The following is a 19,566-nucleotide window of genomic DNA, read 5'->3' on the forward strand; positions in this document are numbered from 1 at the left end:
CAAAAGGACCTTTGGTACGTCGAGTAAAAACCCCCTCAACAGACACCATATAGCCTGTTTTCAGCTGTTTCGGTGTTTCGAGTGGGTGCGTAATCGGGTCGGTGGTGGGGTGGTTGGTACGGGAGGCTAAGAGTCCAGAAAGTTCTTACGCGAAACCGTCCCCCATTAGGGCAATGAGCGACGAGGCCGTCGAGGTGAGTGTCGTCCTCCCGGCGTACAACGAGGAGGACACCATCCGGGAGACGGTGGAGACGACGCTCGCGACGCTCGACGGCTTCCTTCCCGCGGGGAGTTTCGAGGTCGTGGTGGCGGAGGACGGCTGTGACGACCGAACGCCCGAGATTGCGGACGAACTCGCGGCCGCCGACTCGCGGGTGCGGCACTTCCACTCGGACGAACGATTGGGGCGTGGTGGCGCGCTGGACTTCGCGTTCGAGCGCGCGGCGGGGGACGTGCTCGTGTACTTCGACACCGACCTCGCGACGGACATGCGTCACCTCGAAGAGCTCGTGGAGAGCGTGCGGTCGGGCGAGTACGACGTGGCGACCGGGTCGCGGTGGATGCCGGAGAACGTCGCGGACCGCCCGGCGAAGCGCGGCATCCCCTCCCGGGGGTTCAACGCCGCCACCCGGCTCCTCCTCGGCTCGAACCTCCGCGACCACCAGTGCGGGTTCAAGGCGTTCAGTCGGGAGGCGTTCGAGTCCCTGCACGGCGAGGTCGCGGACAAGCACTGGTTCTGGGACACGGAGATGCTGGTGCGCGCGCAGCGCCGCGGGTTCCGCGTGAAGGAGTTCGCGGTGGAGTGGACGCCGAAGGGCGATTCGAAGGTCGACCTCGTGCGGGACGTGTTCGGGATGGGGTCCCAAATCCTCCGGTGTTTCTGGGAGTTCCGGGTGTCGCCGTACGCGAACCGGCGGACGGGAATGGTGGTCGGCGTCCTGTTGTCGATACTGGCGTTCGCGTTGATGTTCGTCTACATCGACGTCGATACGTTCGTCGACGCGGTGTCGAACGCCGACCCGGCGCTCGTCGCGGCGGGCGCTGCCGTCTACGTCGCGTCGTGGCCGCTTCGCGGACTCCGGTACCGCGACATTCTCGCGGAGCTCGGCTACGACGGGAGCGTGGGATTCCTGACGGGCGCGGTGTTCATCAGTCAGACGGGAAACCTCGTGATACCGGCGCGAGCGGGGGACGCCATCCGCGCGTACATCGTGAAGGCGCGGCGGGGCGTGCCGTACACGACTGGGTTCGCGTCGCTCGCGGTCGAGCGCGTGTTCGACCTGCTCACCATCACGGTGCTCGCGGGGAGCGTGCTCGTCGGCCTCGCGCTGTTCGCGCCGTCGACGCTCGCTGACCTGGCGACCACCGCGTCCGGCGTCGGCGTCGCCGGGAACGCCGCGGCCGTCCAACAGGCGGTCGTCGTCGCGACCGTCGTCGGACTGCTCGCCATCGGGTCCGTCGCGCTCATCGTCTGGTCGGCGCGCTCCGACTCGAACTACGTCCGCCGCGTCGTGAACTGGGCGAGCGACGACTCGTACACGGAGTACGTCGCGAGCGTCTTCGAGGACTTCGTGACGGACGTTCAGCGCGTCGCCGGCACCACGCGCGGGTTCGCGCGCGTCGGCGGGACGAGCGTGCTCATCTGGACTATCGACGTGGCGACCGCGCTCCTCGTGTTCCGCGCGTTCGACCTCAGCCTCCCGCTCGTCGACTTGGTCGCCGTCGGCTTCTTCGCGGTGAGCGTCGGAAACCTCTCGAAAGTGATTCCGGGGCCGCCGGGCGGTATCGGCATCTACGAGGCCGCGTTCGCCGCCATCGTCTCCACGCTCCTCCCGGTGTCGTTCGCGACCGCGGTCGGCATCGCCATCGTCGACCACATCGTGAAGAACGTCGTCACCGTCGCGGGCGGCGCGGCGTCCATGATTCGGCTGAACGTCTCGCTCACAGAGGCGGTGGACGGCACCACAGACGCCGACGCGGAGGACGCGCCGGTCAGTAGTAGTCGGTGACGAACGGCCCGAGCGCGCCCGCGAGCGCGTGACGGAGCGCCGATTCTCGATTCACGAGGTCGCCGGTGAGCACGCCCGCCGCGCCGTTGGCGCGCGCGACGTTCTCCGCGCCGACCACATCGTCCATCACGGGCCCGAGTTCCTCGCCGGCCCGCACGCGTTCGGCGATTTCGTCGGGGAGCAACAGCCGCGGCCCGCCTCCGACGCCCACTGTTTCACCATCCGTCACAGCCGCCCACATCGTGAGCAGGAGGTCGTCGTCGAGCGATGTGACGCCGCCTTCGAGGCCGACGCCGAGGTCGTAGTCGCCGGCCGCGAGCGCGCGCTCCGCGCGATTCCGCGCGCCCTTCCGGGTCTCCGCGTCGGTCATCGGTTGTTCCGAGACGCCGGAGTCCACGGCTTCGGTGGCCACGGTGGCGTTCAGCGCGGCGGTCGCGCGCTCGGTCGCCTCGCGCTTCACGGGGTTCTCGCTCCCGACTGCGATTCGCATACCGGGTTCGTGGCGAGCGTCGGACGAAAACGTTCCGCCCTCCCTGTGAGTATGTGACGAACTCGATGCGAAGGGGAACGCTTATGCGCGTTTTGGGCTAACGCTGTTTCCACGACCCCCTCCGAGTTTTCGGAGTTTACGCATGACTAATCAGCGCATACAATCCCGAAGGCAAGAGACGACCGAAGCGGAAACCGAGAGCGAAGAGTCGAACGAATGCCCCGAATGCGGCGGCCTCGTCATCCAGGACGAGGAGCACGGCGAGTCCGTCTGCATGGACTGCGGTCTCGTCGTCGAGGAGGACGGCATCGACCGCGGGCCGGAGTGGCGAGCGTTCGACTCCGCCGAAAAAGACGAAAAATCCCGGGTGGGTGCCCCGACGACGAACACGATGCACGACAAGGGCCTCTCCACCAACATCGACTGGCGCGACAAGGACGCGTACGGCAACAGCCTCTCCTCGAACCAGCGCCAGAAGATGCAGCGACTCCGCAAGTGGAACGAGCGCTTCCGCACGCGTGACGCGAAGGAGCGGAACCTGAAGCAGGCGCTCGGCGAAATCGACCGGATGGCGAGCGCGCTCGGCCTCCCGGACAACGTCCGCGAGACGGCGTCCGTCATCTACCGCCGCGCCTTGGAAGAGGACCTGCTGCCCGGCCGCAGCATCGAGGGCGTCTCCACCTCGTGCGTGTACGCCGCCGCGCGACAGGCCGGCGTCCCGCGCAGCCTCGACGAAATCGCGGACGTGAGCCGCGTCGAGAAGGCCGAAATCGCCCGCACGTACCGGTACGTCGTGCGCGAACTCGGCCTCGAAGTCCGGCCCGCGGACCCCGAGAGCTACGTCCCGCGGTTCGCGTCCTCGCTCGAACTCAGCGACGAGGCCGAACACCGCGCCCGCGAACTCCTCCAGACCGCGAAGGACAAGGGCGTTCACTCCGGCAAATCGCCGGTGGGTCTCGCGGCCGCCGCCGTCTACGCCGCCGCGCTCCTCACGAACGAGAAGACCACGCAGGCGAAGGTCAGCGAGGTCGCGGACATCAGCGAAGTCACCATCCGCAACCGCTACCACGAACTCCTCGAAGCCGAAGACTCGATTCCGGTCTAAAATCAGACGGTTAGACGTGGAATTTGGCAGGGAGTATTCTATATACAAACGCCAATATATTTACTAGAGCTCCAAACACCAGTATAGCGGATATCAATACAGCAAACCACCAGCGACCGTTCCCCCGAATACTCGGGACTTCTGACGGATAATACGGTGCGAGAGGGTTAGTGGACTCGGGACGGTCGTCCGCCATAGATTGTGAAACTACGTGGGAGAAGGTAAGTCTCCGGTGTGGAGTTGTGGTATCGACCGGTCTGCCTGACAAAATAAACCGTGTACGGCCGCTGTGCCTACAACAATGATTTTTCACGCTCGCGTCCCACTCACTCGTATGCGAGTTCCCGAATCCCGTCTCGCCCGCGCGGGCGTCGCCCTCGCCGGCGCGCTCCTCGGCGGCGCGGTCGCCGCGCTCGCGAGCGCTGTTCTCCCGACGCCCTACCCGCTCGCAATTGGTATCGCGGTCGCCGTCCCCGTGATGGATGTCGGTATCTATCCCGAGAACGTACCCGAGGACACCGGCGACGCCGTGCAGGTCGGTGTCGGCGCGGCGGTCGGCGGCGTGCTCGCCGGCTGCGCCGTCGGCTGGGTGTGGCTGGCGTTCTCCCTGCCGTACGCGACGGTGTTCAGCGTCGCGACCGCGTATCTCGCGGCAGAGGTGGCGGGCTACGCCGCCCAATCCCGCCTGACCTAAGTCGGCGGCGCGAAAGTATCGGGTATGGAGTTCACGGAGTTCACGCTCGCGGCGTCGACGGACACGCTCGCGGACGAACCCGCGGCGCGCGAGCACGCGGACTGTCTGGAGTTCCGGATGGACCTCGCGAGCGACCCGCTCGCCGCGCTCGCCGACTACGACGGCGCGCTCCCCTTGCTCGTGACGAACCGCGCGGAGTGGGAGGGCGGCGCGGCGGCGGACGACGACGCCCGATTGGACGCGCTCTGCGAGGCCGTCGCGTACGACGCGGTCGACGCCGTCGATGTCGAGTTGGAGTCGATGCTGGACGGGGCCGGCGAGCGCGTGCGGGACGCCGCGCGGGACGCGGACGCGTCGGTGGTGGTGTCGGTGCACGACTTCGAGGGGACGCCGCTCCGCCAGGACATGCGCGGACTGCTCGGGAACGCCGTCGAGTACGGCGACGTGGGGAAACTCGCGGTCACCGCCACGGACCGAACTGACGCACTCGACCTCCTCACCGTGACGCACGAGTACGCGATGGCGGACGAACCGGTCGCGACGATGGCGATGGGAGAGGCGGGCCGACACACGCGAGCGGTCGCGCCCGTCTACGGCTCGAAAATCGGGTACGCGCCCGTCCGCGCCGAAGACGCGACCGCGCCCGGACAGTACGACCTCGAAACCCTCCGAGGGCTCGTCGACGACCTACAGTAGCCGGTGGTCGCGTTCGCCAGCGCGCGGCTGGCGGACTGTTCTCCAAATGGGTTCGTCGCTCGGAGTTTTGCGGGAGTTTCAGAGGTCTTCGAGCGCGCGGAGTTTCTGTTCGACTTCGGGTGGTGCGGCGCTGGGGCCGTCGCGGACGCGGTGGTCGGGGATGACGAGCGGGAGGGGGTTCTGGGCGAGGGCGGTGCGGACGGCGTCGAGGTCGTCGGGGTCGTCCGGGTCGAGGCCGGGCGTGATGCGGGCGAGGGCGTCGACGGAGAGCTGGTCGCCGTAGGGGATGTCGCGGACCTGTTCGAGGACGTTTCGGTGGGTGGTGGGGACGGTGAGGCCGGTTTCGACATCGCGGAAGTCGTCCTCGACGCCTTCGAGGTAGGCGGAGATGCGGTCAAGGAGGGAGTGGTCGTCGGTGGCGTCGTCGTCGGGGGTGGCGGGGAAGGAGACGCTGATGAGTCGGTCGCCGGCGAGGCCGAGTTGAACGTATCGGTCGAGGTAGTCGAAGTGGCGGGCGTGGACACCGGTCATGGGCGTGTGGTTGGGCGTCGGGTGTTTATACCTCCCGGGCCGGGAGGCGAAAGCCTAATGTACAAAAGAGTGCATTGACGTACAACAATGGACGAGCCCGAGTTGGCGCCGGCGGTGCGGTCCATCCTCGACGCCGCGCGCTCGAGAACACACGATGGCGAACGCCTCTCCGTCCGGCCGCGGTCGCTCACGGACGCGTTGGCGGCCGCGGAGGCGGACGGTCGCGTCCCGCTCATCGCGGAAGTGAAACCCACGAGCCCCACCACCGACGGTACGCGCGACGTGGACCCGGTCGCGGCGGCGGAGGCGATGGTCGCGGGCGGCGCGGCCGCGCTCTCCGTTCTCACCGAACCCGCGCACTTCGGCGGAAGCACGGAGACGCTCGAACGCGTGCGGAGCGCGGTCGACGTGCCCGTCCTCCGGAAGGACTTCATCGTTCGAGAGGAGCAACTGGACGCCGTCGAGGCGGACGTGGTGTTGCTCATCGCACGGTTCGTCGACGACCTCGACGACCTGCTCGCGGCGGCGCGCGACCGCGGCTTCCAGGTGCTCGTGGAGACGCACACCCGCCAGGAGGTCGCGCGAGCGCTCGCCGCCGGCGCGGACATCGTCGGCGTGAACAACCGCGACCTCGGGAAGCTCGACGTGTCCCTCGAAACGTTCGAGTCGGTGGCTCCCGAAGTACCGGATAGCGTGACGACGGTCGCGGAGAGCGGAATCAGTACGCGAGACGACGTGCGGCGGATGCGGGCGGCGGGCGCGGACGCTCTGCTCGTCGGGTCCGCCGTGATGGACGACACGCCCGACGCCATCCGGGAGAACACGCGAACCCTAACATGAGTCAGAAAACGTTCGGCGACTACGGCGGACAGTACGTCCCTGAGGCCCTGATGCCCGCGCTGACGGAGCTCGAGGACGCCTACCAGCGATACGTGCTGGAGAACGAGGACGGCTTCGTGGACGAGTTCGAGGAGCGCCTCCGCGACTTCGGCGGTCGTCCCACCCCGCTCCAGCGCGCGGACAACCTCTCTCAGCGGTACGGCTTCGACGTGTACCTCAAGCGCGAGGACCTCGTGCACGGCGGCGCGCACAAGCTCAACAACGCGCTCGGCCAGGCGCTCCTCGCGAAGTACATGGGGAAGGACCGCGTCATCGCGGAGACGGGCGCGGGTCAGCACGGCACCGCGACGGCGATGGCGTGCGCCAGCCTCGATTTGGACTGCGAGATATACATGGGGCGCACGGACATCAACCGTCAGCGGCCGAACGTCTACCGGATGCGGATTCACGGCGCGGAGGTGAACCCCGTGGACATCGGGTCGGGGACGCTGAAGGAGGCGACGAACGAGGCGATGCGGGACTGGTCGCGGACCGTGGAGGACACGCACTACGTCATCGGGTCGGTCGTCGGCCCGCATCCGTTCCCGACGATGGTGCGGGACTTCCAGTCCGTTATCAGCGAGGAGGCGCGCGAGCAGGTCAGCCGGCTCCCGGAAGCCGTCGTCGCGTGCGCCGGCGGCGGGTCGAACACGATGGGCGCGTTCCACGAGTTCGTCGGCGACGAGGACGTGGACCTCTACGCGGTCGAAGCGGGCGGGAGCGAGCTCGGCGTCGATAGCGAAAAGAGTTACGCGCCGAACTCCGCCAGCCTCGGCACGGGGACAGAGGGCGTGTTGCACGGTGCGCGCACGAAACTCCTTCAGACGCCCGAGGGCCAGATCGTGGAGTCGCATTCGGTCTCCGCCGGCCTCGATTACGCGGGCGTCGGCCCCGAACTCGCGCACCTCGTGGACGAGGGTCGCGTCACGCCCGTGAACGTGGACGACGACGCGGCGCTCCGCGCGTTCCACCGCCTCGCCACCCGAGAAGGCATCATTCCCGCGCTCGAATCCAGCCATGCGCTCGCCTACTTAGAGCAGTACGAGGGTGACGGGCCGGTGATGGTGAACGTCTCCGGTCGCGGGGACAAGGACCTGGACACGGTCATCGAGGAGTCGACCGAGCGCGGTATCGCGAACGCGCCCGACATGGAGGTGTACCAGTGAGCGACCTCGAATCGGCGTTCGACGGCGACCCAGCGCTCGTCTCCTACATCGCCGCCGGCGACCCGAGCGTCGAGCGGACGAAGGAGTACGTGCACGCGCTCGTCGAGGGCGGGAGCGACGTCATCGAACTCGGTCTCCCGTTCTCGGAACCCATCGCGGAGGGCCCGACGATTCAGAAGGCCGTGAAGCGCGCGCTCGACGCCGGCATGACGCCCGAGAGGTACCTCGACCTCGTGCGCGAGTTGCGCGCGGACGGCGTCGACGTGCCGCTGGTCTGCATGACGTACTACAACCTCCTGCTCCAACATGGACAGGCGTCGCGGAGCGACGCCGAACGCGCGAGCGCGGAGGGACGCGATGCGCGAGCGTCCCCCGAGGCGTTCGTCGCGGACGCGGCGGAGGCGGGTATCGACGGGTTCGTGATTCCCGACCTGCCCGTGGACGAGGCGGACGCGCTGAAGGCGGCGTGCGACGAGCACGGCCTCGACCTCGTGTTCATCGTCGCGCCGACGACGACGGACGACCGGCTCGAACGGATGCTCGCGAAGGCGTCCGGGTTCGTGTACGTCCAGGGCCGGATGGGAACGACGGGCGCGCAGGACGACGTGAGTGAGGACACGCACGGCAGTCTCGACCGCCTCCGTGAGGCCGACATCCCGAAAGCGGTCGGGTTCGGCATCAGCACCGGCGAGCACGCGCGCGAAATCGTCGCGGGCGGCGCGGACGGCATCATCGTCGGGAGCGCGTTCGTTGACCTTATCGCCGAGCACGCCGCGGACGGAACCGCGGCGGAGCGGTTGCGGGAGAAGGCGCGCGAGCTGAAGGACGGTGCCGTCGCGGGCGCGAAAGAGACGCCGGAATCACAATCGACATAGCCACCCCTTTGTTACGTAGTATCAATGAATTCTACCGGGAAATCCGCACGACTCGACCGAATCGGGACAGACGGAAAGCTAGTGACGATACCGATGGACCACGGCATCACGCTCGGGGCCGTCGAGGGCCTGAAGGACATCGAATCCACCATCGACGCCGTCACTAGGGGCGGCGCTGACGCCGTGCTCACGCAGAAGGGCATCGCGCCGCGCGTCCATCCGAACAAGAACGGGAAGGGCTACATCGTCCACCTGAACGCCTCGACGACCATCGGTCCGGACGCGAACGACAAGCGCCGCACCGGAACGGTCGAGGAGGCCGTGCGGGCGGGCGCAGACGCCGTCTCCTTCCACATCAACGTCGGGTCGGACCACGAACCCGACCAGCTCGCGGACCTCTCGCGAGTGACCGACGAGGCCGACCGCCTCGGTATTCCCGTGCTGGCGATGGCGTACGCGCGCGGCCCCGGCGTGGACGAACACGACGCGCGCAACCTCGGGCACGCGGTTCGGCTCGCGGAGGAGGCGGGCGCGGACGTGGTGAAGACCGCGTACTCGGGCGACAGCGAGCGCTTCGAGCACGTCGTCGAATCCACCGCGCGCCCCGTCATCATCGCGGGCGGCAGCCCGCAGGGCGACCTCGCGACCCTCGAAGCGGTACAGGGTGCGATGGACGCCGGCGCGAAGGGCGTCTCGATGGGACGCACCGTCTTCCAGCACGACGACCCGAAAGCCATCTCGGAGGCCGTCGCGGCGGTCGTACACGACGACGCAGCGCCCGCGGACGCGCTCGACGCGGCCGGTCTGTAGGACTGCCGGTATCCGCCACGTTCAAGCACGCCGGCCGAGAGGAGTCGAGTATGACCGAACGCGCCGTCTGGCTGAAGGCGGACGACTCCGTCGGGGACTGGGAGACGCAAAAGCGACGCATCACCGCCGGCCTCGAGGCCGGCGTGGACTGGGTGCTCGTGGACGAATCGGACGTGGAGCGCGTGCGCGAACTCGGGAACGTGAACGTCGCCGCGTTCGAGCGCGACGACGTGGACGTCATCGGGCAGGCCGAGGAGGAGACCGAGGCGGACTGTTACGTCGTCGGAAAGGACGGCGAGGGCGACGGCACCGTCGACCTCCCCAGCGACTTCTCGGGGAGTGCCGACCTCTCCGCGCTCCGCCGGAAGGAGGACGTGGGCGGCGCGTACGTCCGCATCCTCGGGAAGGACTACGAGACGTTCGCGGAGGCCGCCGCGGACGAGGCCGCGTACACCATCGTCGTCGGCGAGGACTGGACCATCATCCCGCTCGAGAACCTCATCGCGCGCATCGGCGACGAGACGACGCTCGTCGCGGGCGTCACGAACGCAGAGGAGGCCGAGACCGCGTTCGAAACGCTTGACATCGGCGCTGACGCCGTGCTCCTCGATTCGGACGACCCCGACGAGATTCGACGCACCGTGCAGGTCCGGGACGCCGCGCGCCGCGAAACCCTCGACATGGAGTGGGCGACCGTCACCGTCGTGGAGGAAGCGGGGAGCGCGGACCGCGTCTGCGTCGACACGGGCACGCTGATGGACGACGACGAGGGCATGCTCGTCGGCTCCATGTCGCGCGGCCTGTTCTTCGTGCACGCCGAGACCGCGGACTCGCCGTACGTCGCAAGCCGGCCGTTCCGCGTGAACGCCGGTGCAGTACACGCGTACGTCCGCACGCCCGACGGCGGCACGAAGTACCTCGCGGAACTCGGGAGCGGCGACGACGTGCAGATAGTGGACACCGACGGCCACACCCGCGAGGGCGTCGTCGGCCGCGCGAAAATCGAGCGCCGTCCGATGTTCCGCGTCGAAGCGGAGACCGCGTCGGGCGACCGAATCGAGACCCTCCTGCAGAACGCGGAGACAATCAAGGTCGCGACGAAGGACGGCCGGAAAGCCGTCACCGACCTCGAAGAGGGCGACGAGGTGAAGGTCTACCTCGAGGAGGGCGGCCGGCACTTCGGCGAAGCCATCGAGGAACGAATCATCGAGCAGTAATCAGCGGTACTCTTCTGCGGGCTGTGCGCCCGCGCCGGGTTCGGTGTGGCGGACGATGAACACGTCGTAGTAGTCGTCGGCGGCGACGCTGCTGCCGACGCTGCTCACCGAGGAGACGAGGTTGCCGGCGTTCTCGCTGCCGACGAAGACGATGTTCGCGTCCTCCTCGCGCGCCATGCTCCGGACGTGGCGGGCGACCGCGCCGGAGGACGCGCTCCGCCGGAGGAGTGCGTGGCGGAAGTTCGCTTCCGGCGCTATCTCCGTCACGTCCTCGTGGGCGGCGGCGACGACGCGGTCCGTGTCGAACTCCGCTTCGTCGTCGAGCCAGCCGTGCTCGCGGGCGAACGCGGCGTCACGTTCGATGACGGTAATCGCGACGAGGCGCTCGTCGAGCACGGGCCTGAACTGGCGCGCGCGTCGAAGCGCCGCTCGGGACAACTCAGAGCCGTCGAACGGAACGACAATCGACATACGGACAACATGACCGCGAGTCGATATAGGCCTACTCCTTACTCTCGAACTCGTACGTACACCACGGACAGAAGTCGAGGTCATCGTCGAGTTCCCGTCCGCAGTTCGGACACGTGGCGGCGGCCTCTTCCGGCGACGGCGACGGCGACGCGGACGCTGATTCGGCGTTCGTGTCACCGGGTGTCGGGACAGCGTTCGCGGCCGCCGCCTCGCGGTTCGCGGCCTGCGCGACCGTGACGAAGTAGGCGTCCGTCGCGCTGAGCACGCGAATCACGAGTAACGCGATGGTGAGTTCCATCGGAATGGTCGCGGTCTCGAACACCGCGAGCCCCTGCTCCTCGAACGCGGTGAGGAGTTCCGGCGGCGTGAGGAAGTACGCGATGGCGATGGCGAGCGTAACCCACGCGAGCGCGCGGAGCCACGCGCGGCGGTAGAGCTGACCGAGACCCGGGTAGACGAACGAGAGCGCGGCGGCGAGGATACCGCGTCGATTCAGAGCCACAAGTACGCGAGTACTGCGCGCGCCGCCTCCTTAATCCCCCCGGGTCGCGTGGCCGACGAGTTCGACGGCGTTCACGAGCGCGTGCGCGACCACGACGGCGACGAGGCTGTTCGTCGCGACGAACACAGCGGCGAGTGCGGCGCCGAGCAGGCCGGCGACGACGATACCGGCGAGTCCCTGCGCGCCGTGCGCGAGGCCGAACAGGAGGCTCGAGAACGCGACCGCGACGACGACCGGCGTGTCGAACCCGGCGAGTACGCCGACCAGCGCGGCGCGAAAGAGCAGTTCCTCCGCGAGCGCGACCAGCGGCAGCACGCCGCCGAGCAACGCGACCCACCCGCTCGCGGACGCCGGCGTGAGGAGGTCGGTGAGCGCGTCCGAGTACGGGACGCCGAGCGCGTCCGCGACACGCGCCGCCGCGGCGTTCCCGGCCGCGAGCACGAGCCCGGCGAGCACGCCCACGAGAACCGCGTCCGGGAGCGGGCGCGTGCCGACGCCGAGCGCCGCGTCCGGGACCTCGAACAGCCACGCGGTCGCCGCGACCACGACGAACAGCGTGCCGTGCGTGACCACGACGTTCGCGTACAGCACGCCCGCCGACACCTCGGACGCGTCCACGACCCCCTCCGACGGCGTCGTGCGGGACAGCGCGACCACCGCGAACGCGAGGAAGGCGCAGACACCGAGGAAGGTCGCAGAGCTACTCACTCATCGGTCTACACGAGACTGCACAAAAAGCCGTGTGGAACCGGGTTACTGCGGGCTCGGGTTGCTGTTCGGCCCGACCTGCTGGTCGAGCGCCTTCCCCGTGATGGACTTCAGTCGCGTGACGAGCGAGTCCTTCTCGGGCTCCCCGACGAGCGCCACGTCCAGCACTTCACTGAGGTGGCTGACGGGGATGATTTCGATCTGGTCCTTGTACTCGTCCTCGATCATCACGTCCTGCTCGTTCGCCTTCGGGATGATGACCTTATCACACCCGGCCTTCGCCGCGGCCTCGATCTTGTGCGTGACGCCGCCGACGGGCAGCACGTCCCCGCGGACGCTGAGACTGCCGGTCATCGCGAGGCTCTGGTCGATGGGGATGTTTTCCAGCGCGCTGATGACCGCCGTCGCGACGGTGATGGACGCGGAGTCGCCCTCGACGCCCTCGTAGGACTGGACGAACTGGATGTGGATGTCCTTGTCCGCGATGGATTCTCCAGTATATTTCTTGATGATGGCGGAGACGTTCTCCACGGCCTCCTGCGCGATTTCCTGGAGTTTCCCGGTGGCGTAGATTTCGCCGCCCTCGCCCTGCCGGGGCGTGACCTCGGCCATGACGGGCATCATGATGCCGGAGTCGCCGCCCATGACCGCGAGACCGTTGACGCGGCCGATCGCGTCCTTCTCGGTCGCGCGGAGTTCGTAGTCCTTCCGGCGGTCGATGTAGTCGTCGGCGACCTGCTGTTCGATGCTGCGCGAGCGCTTCTTCGCCTCCAGGACGTCCTGGCGCGTCGTCTTCTCGTTGCCCTTCGACTTCGCGATGTCGCCCGCGACGCGGACGAGACCGCCGAGGTCGCGGAGTTCGAGCGTCAGGCTGTCCTTCCGGCCGGCGCGGCGCTTCGCTTCGAGGATGATTTCGCTCACCGCGTCCGGTTCGAAGTGCGGGAGGCGGCCGTCGTTCTCGACTTCCTGCGCGACGAACCGCGCGTACTTCCGCCGCATCTCCGGAGTGTCGTCGATGGTGTCCTCCATGTACACCTCGTACCCGTACCCTTTGATGCGGGAGCGGAGCGCGGGGTGCATGTTCTCCATCGCGTCCATGTTCCCCGCGGCGACCAGGATGAAGTCACACGGGACGGGTTCGGTCTGCACCATCGCGCCCGAACTGCGCTCGGACTGGCCGGTGATGGAGAACTCGCCCTCCTGAATCGCCGTCATCAGCTTCTGCTGGCTGCGAACGTCGAGCGTGTTGATTTCGTCGAGGAACAACACGCCCTTGTTCGACTCGTGGATCGCGCCGGACTCCACGCGTTCGTGCGCGGGCGTCCCCATCCCACCGGACTGGAACGGGTCGTGGCGGACGTCGCCGAGCAGCGCGCCGGCGTGCGCGCCAGTCGCGTCCTTGAACGGCGCCGTCTGGCGGTCCGCGTTGTTGATGAGGAGTTTCGGCACCATCGCGTCGCCGCCCTGGTTCGTGTACCGGAACGCGAAGTAGAGGATACCGGCCGCGAGAATCCCCATGAGCGGCTGGAACGCGACGATGAACGCGTACCCGATGACGACCGCGATGATGACCCACATCAACAGCGACCGCATCTGGTTGCGCTTGCGGGACTCCTCGCGGTGGGCGTCCACGATCTGTTCGCCCTTCCCCGCGGGGACGGTGCGAACCTTGGGTTCGTTCGAATCGTCGGGGTTGTGGTAGACGAGGATGTCCTGGAGGTTCTCCTTCGGGAGGAGCTGGCTCATCGCCTTCGCCAGCATGGACTTCCCCGTTCCCGGCGACCCGATCATCATCACGTGACGGTGCTGTTTCGCCGCCCGCAGCACGATGTCGCGGGCGTCCTCCTGGCCGATGACTTGGTCGACCAGGCGGTCCGGGACCTTGATGTCCGAGGTGTCGTCGACTTTGAGGCCGCCGAGAAGGCCGTCCTCCGCGTCCTCGTCGATTTCGACGTCACCCTCGACATCGACCTCGCTACCGAGGTCTTCGAGGTCCCCGATGGGGTCGGCAGGCTCCTCGGGTTCGTTCCCGTGGCTGCCGTACTCGTTCTCGGGGGGTGAGTCGGTCGGGGGCTCGTTGCTCATAGAAGTCTACTCAGTACACGAAGGGAGGGTCGGGCGACTGATATACTTTCTCCCTCCGGCGAACGCGAGAGTCCCGTAATCAGCCTTCTAGAGCGCCCAAAACACTGTTCTCTCTTTATCGGGTGTCGTGGACTCGCCACGCTTATGCGGACGCGCCCGTTCTGTCCGCCAACGAATGACGCGCGGGTTCTACATCGGCCGGTTCCAGCCGTACCACGAGGGCCATCATCGCGTCGTCGAAGCGATCTCCGACGAGGTCGACGAACTCGTCGTCGGCGTCGGGAGCGGCGACAAATCCCACAGCGCGCGAAACCCATTCACGGCGGGCGAACGCGTGATGATGATAACGAAAGCGCTGGTGGACGTGGACGTCGTCACCTACGTCGTCCCCATCGAGGACATCAACCGGAACGCTGTCTGGGTGAGTCACGTCCAGTCCATGACCCCGAAGTTCGACGTGGCGTACTCGAACAACCCTCTCGTCATCCGGCTGTTCGGCGAGGCCGGCGTCGAAGTCCGCCAATCCCCGATGTTCGACCGCGACGTCCTGGAGGGAACCGAAATACGCAACCGAATGGTCCACGACGAGAACTGGCGCACGCTCGTCCCCGACCCCGTCGCCGGCGTCATCGACGAAATCGACGGCATCGACCGCATCCGCCAAGTCAGCGACACCGACGCCGGATAACGCCGAGCGGAAGCGAGCGTTCGGTACCCTCACCCGATCCAGTTCGGCCGCTCGCCATCCCAGAGTATCCGGAACGCCGCGTAAACGAACGCGACACCGATCACCAGAGCGACGACTGAGAGAACGGTCTCCATACTCGGGGATTCAGATGTCGTCAGTAAATATTTGTCGCCAGATACGACGCCTCCATGGCTCGTGAGCGAACGGCGACCCGGCCAAGACCGAAGGCCTGACTGGCTCACGACACCGAATGCACGCATGGACGCATTCGGTGTCATGAAGAAACGTCGGCGCGACGCGCCGACGCCTCCACGACTCGCTCACGAGCGAGTCGTGAACAACGCAAACGCCAAGCGTTTGCTGGCTCATCAGTCGAAGACATGAACGTCTTCGACGTGATGAACGCGGTCGGGTTGGTCGCGTTCGCCATCGTCGGGTCGCTGAAGGCGAGCGACGCGGACCTCGACCTGCTCGGCATCGCCGTACTCGGGTTTCTGACCGCGCTTGGCGGCGGTATCACGCGGGACGTGCTGGTGGGGCGGACGCCCGCTGCGTTCTCGGGAAGCGGGGACGTGGCGTGGGCGTTCGTCGGCGTGCTACTCGCCATCGGGCTAGCGGTCGTGGTGGACGAGCGCGGCCTGCTCGACAGTCCGGCGCTCGTCGTCCCGGACGCGGTGGGGCTGGCGGCGTTCGCGGCGACGGGCGCTCTCGTCGGCGTCGACGCGGGCGTGTCGCCGTTCGGGGTCGTGGTGCTCGCGACGCTGACGGGCGTCGGCGGCGGCACCATCAGCGACGTTCTCCTGGACCGCGTGCCATTCGTGCTCACCGAGGACTTCTACGCGTCGTGCGCGCTCATCGGCGGCGCGCTGTTCGTGCTCGCCGCCGACGCCGGCGTGGGACAGCGGACGGCGGCGCTCGCCTGCGCCGGCGTCGTGTTCGCGCTCCGCATCGTCGCAGTCCACCGGGAGTGGCGGCTCCCGTCAGTGTAGGTCGTCTTCGAGTTTCTCGACGCCGTCGGCGAGTTCGTCGCGCTCGAAGTAGAGGAGTTCGAGGACGGCCACGACGACGGAGACGGCGAGCACGACGTAGAAGACGTGGCGTTCGTCGCTCCAGAGGTGGTAGAGGAGGAGCGGCGCGAACGTCACGCAGCCGAGCGCGCCGAGCGCGGGCGGCACGGCGGACGCGTCGACGGCGTCCCGGTTGCGGAACGCGAGATAGCTCATCGCGCCGAACACCGCCATGAACGCGAGCGACCCGAAGGACGTGATGCCGTCGAGGCTGCCGTACGCGACGAACAGGGACGCGAGCGCACCGAGCACGAGGAGTGTGCGGTCGGGTGCGCCGTCGGCGCCGGCGCGGCCGACGCGGTCGGGAAGGAGGTCGTCGGAGAGCATCCCCTTCGCGAAGTGCGCGCTCGAGAACAGCGTGCCGTTGATGGCGCTTCCCGTGGAGAAGACGGCGGCGACGGCGACGACGAGGAAGCCGACGTGACCGACGAGGGGTTCGACGGCGTACGCGAGCGCGCGCTCCGGATGCGTCGTGATGACGGTCGGTTCGGCGAGGCTCGTGACGACGACCGCGATGACGCCGTCGATGAGGATGGTGATGAGAATGGAGAGGTAGATCGCTTTCGGGAGAGTCTCCAGTGGGTTCCGGATGGAGTCCTGGTCGTAGATGAGGAGTTGCCAGCCCTGGAAGGAGACGAAACTGATGGCGGTCGCCATGACGACGGGCGACACCTGCCGGATCTGGCTCAGGCCGAGTTCGAGGTCGGTGCCGGCGACGCCGCTACCGGGGTTCGTGAGCGCGTACCAGACGCCGAGGCCGCCGAAGACGGTGAGGACGGCGACCTTCGCGACGACCAGCACTTTCTCCGAGGTGCCGGTGGCGCGCGCGCCGAGGACGTTCAGGCCGACGAATCCGGCGATGGCGGCGATGGCGATGGCGCGATGCCAGGGAATCACGCCCTGTTTCGGTACGTCCACAATGGCGAGCGTGAAACTCCCGAACGCGTACGCGTACATGGCGATAGCGCCGACGTATCCGAAGAGGAGCGTCCAGCCGACCATGCCCGCGAGCGTCTGATTCCCGAGGTACTCTTGGAACTGGGCGACCGACCCGCCCTGGTTGTCGCCGTGTGCGTTCAGTTTGAGGGAGGAGTACGCGGCGCACAGCGAGACGAGGCACGCGCCGACGAACGCGGCCCACGCTGCCGAACCGGCCGTCTGCGCGACGACGCCGAGAACCGCGAACACGCCGCCGCCAATCATCCCGCCGACGGCGATGCTGAGAGCGCCGAACAGTCCGAGTTTCTGATCGGCCACGCGGTTCGTTTCAGCCGACAGTCAATAAACGGTTGTGGCCACCCCGGTCAGCGGCGGCGGCGATAGGAATCGAATCCGTCCTCGATACCGTCCTCGACGGCGCTGGCGACGCGGACGAGTTCCGCACGTTCGAAGTACGTGACTTCGACGACGAACACGGCGAGCGCGGTGAGGACGACCGCGCCGAACACGTTCGGTTCGCGGGTGGCGAGGTGGTAGAACATCAGGGGAGCGAACGTCGCACAGCCGAGCGTGCCGAGGAGCGGCGGGAGCGCGGACACGCGGTCGTCGGCGTGCTGGGTGAGTGCGAGCGCGCTCATCACGCCGAACACGGCGATGAACGCGAGCGAGGCGAAGGAGGTGATGCCGTCGAGGCTGCCGTAGACGGTGAACGCGACGGTGACGATGCCGAGAAGGACGAGCGTGCGTTCTGGCGCGCCGTCGGCGCCGGTGTCGCCGACGCGGTCCGGGAGGAGGTTCTCGTCTATCATCCCCTTCGCGAAGTGCGCGCTCGAAAAGAGGGTCGCGTTGATGGCGCTTCCCGTGGAGACCAGGGCGGCCGCGGAGACGACGGCGTACCCCGCGCTCCCCATGAACGGCTCGGCGGCTTTCGCGAGCGCGACGTGCTTGAATTCGAGTATCTGCGCGGGCGTGAGGAGGGTTGTGGTGACGACGGCGACGAGCACGTAGACGAGGACGGCGACGGCGATTGCGGCGTACACCGCACGCGGGATAGTTTGGTCGGGGTCGCGGATGCTGTCGCGGTCGTAGAACAACAGCTGCCAGCCCTGGAACGCGACGAAGGAGACGGCCGCGGCGACGAGCGGGTCGACGCCGCCGAGTCCATCGATACCGAACGCGAGACCGCCGGTGGTCGCGCCGTAGTACGCGCCCCAGCCGCCGACCGCGAGGAGGATGAGGAGTTTCGCGCCCACGAGGACGTTCTCGGTGGTGCCGGACGCCCGCGCGCCGAGGAGGTTCAGCGCGACGAACCCGACGACTGATAGCGCCGAGACGGCGGGGCGCGTCGGGACGCCGAAAACGGCGTGCACGCCCGCGAGTTCGACGGTGAAACTCCCGAACGCGTACGCGTACATCGCCATCGACCCGACGTACCCGAAGAGGAGCGTCCATCCGACCATGCCCGCGAGGGTGGTGTTCCGGGAGAACCGCTGGACGTACGTGACGGACCCGCCGTTCGGGTCGCTGACCGCATTGAGTTTGTTGTACGAGTAGCCGGCACAGGCCGCGACGACGCCGGCGAGGACGAACGCGAGCCAGGTGCGCGGACCGGCGATGGTCGCGACCAGGCCGAGGATGGAGAAGATGCCGCCGCCGATCATCCCGCCAAGCGCGATGGCGACGCTCGCGGACAGCCCGAGACCGTCGTCGCTCATTACGGGACGGCTACGGGATACGTCGTGTTAGGCGTGGGGGCCGCGTCGACCGCGCGGGCGACCGGTAGGACGAAATACGGGGCCGTCCCTCGTACGAGCATGCTGGAACTCGAACACGGGTTCCGAATCGTGGACGTCCACGCGCGCCTCCACGCCGGCCCGAACCCGCCGCTCCGCGGGCGAGACGTGGACGCGGAAGGGCTGGAGCGCGAACTCCACCAGGCGGGCGTGGTGCGCGCCGCCGTCTTCCCCGGCGAGCAGGCGAGCGACCGCGGCTACCTCCGCGCGAACAACGCCGTCGCCCGGCAGACCGTGGAGCGGCCGTTCGTCGCGCTGGCGCGCATCGACGGCCCCCGCGACCCCGGAACGAACACGAGTGCACGCCTCCACAACCTCCGCGCGACCCGCGAGGAGTACCACACCGACCCCGACGACGTGGAGCAGTACGCGTACGACGACCGCTTCCACGGATTCCGACTGCACCCGCCCCGGGACGGCCTGCCCGACGAGGAGACTCTGGACGCGCTCGGCGACGCCGGCCTCCCCGTGCTCGTGCACGCGGGCCGCGACTTCCACCCGGAGACGGTCGCGAACACCCTCCTCGACCGCGGCTTCCCCGTGATTCTCGGGCACTTCGGCGGGCATCCGCTCGACCGCGACGCGATGACCGGCGCCCTCGCCCTCCTCGACCGCCACGACGACCTCTACCTCGACACGAGCGCGGTCCGGTACCGCGACATCCTCGAACGCGGCATCACCGAACACCCGGACAGAATCGTGTTCGGGAGCGGCGCGCCGAGCGTCCACCCCGACGTGGCCGTGATGGAAGTGCTGACGCTGGACGTCCCCGAGGATTTGATGAGCCGCGTATTCTCGAAGAACCCGGGGCGCGTCATTGACGCTCTCAGCGAGTGAGCGA

General features: G+C 67.9%; 20 protein-coding genes. 12 read left to right on the forward strand and 8 right to left on the reverse strand.

Annotated features, from left to right (window positions below; all coding sequences use genetic code 11):
• Positions 1-173 precede the first annotated feature (173 nt).
• Positions 174-2,009: a flippase-like domain-containing protein gene (locus ACOZ4O_RS05300; protein ID WP_424524276.1), complete on the forward strand. Its 1,836-nt coding sequence runs from the start codon at positions 174-176 to the stop codon at positions 2,007-2,009.
• Here ACOZ4O_RS05300 and yjjX read toward each other — a convergent pair.
• Positions 1,993-2,499 carry an inosine/xanthosine triphosphatase gene (yjjX, locus tag ACOZ4O_RS05305; RefSeq protein WP_424524277.1) on the reverse strand — a complete coding sequence of 169 codons (507 nt, stop codon included), beginning with the start codon at positions 2,497-2,499 and terminating at the stop codon, positions 1,993-1,995. The genes ACOZ4O_RS05300 and yjjX overlap by 17 nt on opposite strands.
• A gap of 142 nt (positions 2,500-2,641) precedes the next feature.
• On the opposite strand from yjjX, the gene ACOZ4O_RS05310 reads away from it, so the two are divergent.
• The 3 genes from ACOZ4O_RS05310 (at position 2,642) to ACOZ4O_RS05320 (ending at position 4,994) form a co-directional block, all read left to right on the forward strand.
• Complete coding sequence (locus ACOZ4O_RS05310) at positions 2,642-3,604, forward strand: transcription initiation factor IIB (RefSeq protein WP_227260731.1); 963 nt, start codon at positions 2,642-2,644, stop codon at positions 3,602-3,604.
• A gap of 334 nt (positions 3,605-3,938) precedes the next feature.
• Positions 3,939-4,298, forward strand: a complete 360-nt coding sequence (locus ACOZ4O_RS05315) for a hypothetical protein (protein ID WP_424524278.1) — start codon at positions 3,939-3,941, stop codon at positions 4,296-4,298.
• Between the two features lie 24 nt (positions 4,299-4,322).
• Positions 4,323-4,994, forward strand: coding sequence for a type I 3-dehydroquinate dehydratase (locus ACOZ4O_RS05320; protein ID WP_424524279.1), 672 nt, complete (start codon positions 4,323-4,325; stop codon positions 4,992-4,994).
• A 78-nt stretch (positions 4,995-5,072) separates the two neighbouring features.
• On the opposite strand, the gene ACOZ4O_RS05325 is transcribed toward ACOZ4O_RS05320, so the two are convergent.
• Positions 5,073-5,525 (reverse strand): MGMT family protein, encoded by a 453-nt coding sequence (locus tag ACOZ4O_RS05325; RefSeq protein WP_424524280.1) that lies wholly within the window; start codon positions 5,523-5,525, stop codon positions 5,073-5,075.
• An 87-nt stretch (positions 5,526-5,612) separates the two neighbouring features.
• On the opposite strand from ACOZ4O_RS05325, the gene trpC reads away from it, so the two are divergent.
• From trpC to ACOZ4O_RS05350, 5 genes are read left to right on the forward strand one after another with little or no spacing between them, the layout of a single operon-like run.
• Positions 5,613-6,365: an indole-3-glycerol phosphate synthase gene (gene trpC, locus ACOZ4O_RS05330; RefSeq protein ID WP_424524281.1), complete on the forward strand. Its 753-nt coding sequence runs from the start codon at positions 5,613-5,615 to the stop codon at positions 6,363-6,365.
• The gene (gene trpB, locus ACOZ4O_RS05335; RefSeq protein ID WP_424524282.1) at positions 6,362-7,570 is read left to right on the forward strand and encodes a tryptophan synthase subunit beta; all 1,209 of its coding nucleotides are present in this window, start codon (positions 6,362-6,364) and stop codon (positions 7,568-7,570) included. The genes trpC and trpB overlap by 4 nt, the downstream gene beginning before the upstream one ends.
• Positions 7,567-8,445, forward strand: a complete 879-nt coding sequence (gene trpA / locus ACOZ4O_RS05340; RefSeq protein ID WP_424524283.1) for a tryptophan synthase subunit alpha — start codon at positions 7,567-7,569, stop codon at positions 8,443-8,445. The genes trpB and trpA overlap by 4 nt, the downstream gene beginning before the upstream one ends.
• Positions 8,446-8,469: 24 nt before the next feature.
• Positions 8,470-9,255, forward strand: a complete 786-nt coding sequence (locus ACOZ4O_RS05345; RefSeq protein ID WP_424524284.1) for a 2-amino-3,7-dideoxy-D-threo-hept-6-ulosonate synthase — start codon at positions 8,470-8,472, stop codon at positions 9,253-9,255.
• Positions 9,256-9,305: 50 nt separating this feature from the next.
• Positions 9,306-10,472, forward strand: a complete 1,167-nt coding sequence (locus ACOZ4O_RS05350; RefSeq protein WP_424524285.1) for a 3-dehydroquinate synthase II — start codon at positions 9,306-9,308, stop codon at positions 10,470-10,472.
• Here ACOZ4O_RS05350 and ACOZ4O_RS05355 read toward each other — a convergent pair whose 3' ends face one another.
• The 4 genes from ACOZ4O_RS05355 to lonB are packed head-to-tail and all read right to left on the reverse strand — an operon-like array spanning position 10,473 to position 14,238.
• Positions 10,473-10,943: a universal stress protein gene (locus tag ACOZ4O_RS05355; protein WP_424524286.1), complete on the reverse strand. Its 471-nt coding sequence runs from the start codon at positions 10,941-10,943 to the stop codon at positions 10,473-10,475.
• Between the two features lie 31 nt (positions 10,944-10,974).
• On the reverse strand, positions 10,975-11,445 hold the full coding sequence (locus ACOZ4O_RS05360) for a DUF7575 domain-containing protein (protein ID WP_424524287.1): 471 nt from the start codon (positions 11,443-11,445) through the stop codon (positions 10,975-10,977).
• Between the two features lie 30 nt (positions 11,446-11,475).
• On the reverse strand, positions 11,476-12,153 hold the full coding sequence (locus tag ACOZ4O_RS05365; RefSeq protein ID WP_424524288.1) for a CPBP family intramembrane glutamic endopeptidase: 678 nt from the start codon (positions 12,151-12,153) through the stop codon (positions 11,476-11,478).
• 45 nt (positions 12,154-12,198) lie between these two features.
• A complete protein-coding gene (lonB, locus tag ACOZ4O_RS05370; protein ID WP_424524289.1) occupies positions 12,199-14,238 on the reverse strand; it encodes an ATP-dependent protease LonB in 2,040 nt (679 codons plus the stop codon).
• A 175-nt stretch (positions 14,239-14,413) separates the two neighbouring features.
• Here lonB and ACOZ4O_RS05375 point away from each other — a divergent pair, with 175 nt between their 5' ends.
• Together ACOZ4O_RS05375 and ACOZ4O_RS05380 are read left to right on the forward strand one after the other, a co-directional pair.
• The gene (locus ACOZ4O_RS05375; protein ID WP_424524290.1) at positions 14,414-14,926 is read left to right on the forward strand and encodes a nicotinamide-nucleotide adenylyltransferase; all 513 of its coding nucleotides are present in this window, start codon (positions 14,414-14,416) and stop codon (positions 14,924-14,926) included.
• Between the two features lie 380 nt (positions 14,927-15,306).
• On the forward strand, positions 15,307-15,915 hold the full coding sequence (locus tag ACOZ4O_RS05380) for a trimeric intracellular cation channel family protein (protein ID WP_424524291.1): 609 nt from the start codon (positions 15,307-15,309) through the stop codon (positions 15,913-15,915).
• Here the strand turns inward: ACOZ4O_RS05380 and ACOZ4O_RS05385 are convergent.
• Positions 15,907-17,250, reverse strand: a complete 1,344-nt coding sequence (locus ACOZ4O_RS05385) for an APC family permease (RefSeq protein ID WP_424524292.1) — start codon at positions 17,248-17,250, stop codon at positions 15,907-15,909. The two genes, ACOZ4O_RS05380 and ACOZ4O_RS05385, sit on opposite strands and share 9 nt — an antisense overlap.
• A gap of 47 nt (positions 17,251-17,297) precedes the next feature.
• Positions 17,298-18,647: an APC family permease gene (locus ACOZ4O_RS05390; RefSeq protein ID WP_424524293.1), complete on the reverse strand. Its 1,350-nt coding sequence runs from the start codon at positions 18,645-18,647 to the stop codon at positions 17,298-17,300.
• Between the two features lie 99 nt (positions 18,648-18,746).
• On the opposite strand from ACOZ4O_RS05390, the gene ACOZ4O_RS05395 reads away from it, so the two are divergent.
• Positions 18,747-19,562: an amidohydrolase family protein gene (locus ACOZ4O_RS05395; RefSeq protein ID WP_424524294.1), complete on the forward strand. Its 816-nt coding sequence runs from the start codon at positions 18,747-18,749 to the stop codon at positions 19,560-19,562.
• Positions 19,563-19,566 lie beyond the last annotated feature (4 nt).

Origin of the sequence: Salarchaeum japonicum (assembly GCF_049705945.1) — an archaeon.
GTDB classification, from domain to species: domain Archaea; phylum Halobacteriota; class Halobacteria; order Halobacteriales; family Halobacteriaceae; genus Salarchaeum; species Salarchaeum japonicum_A.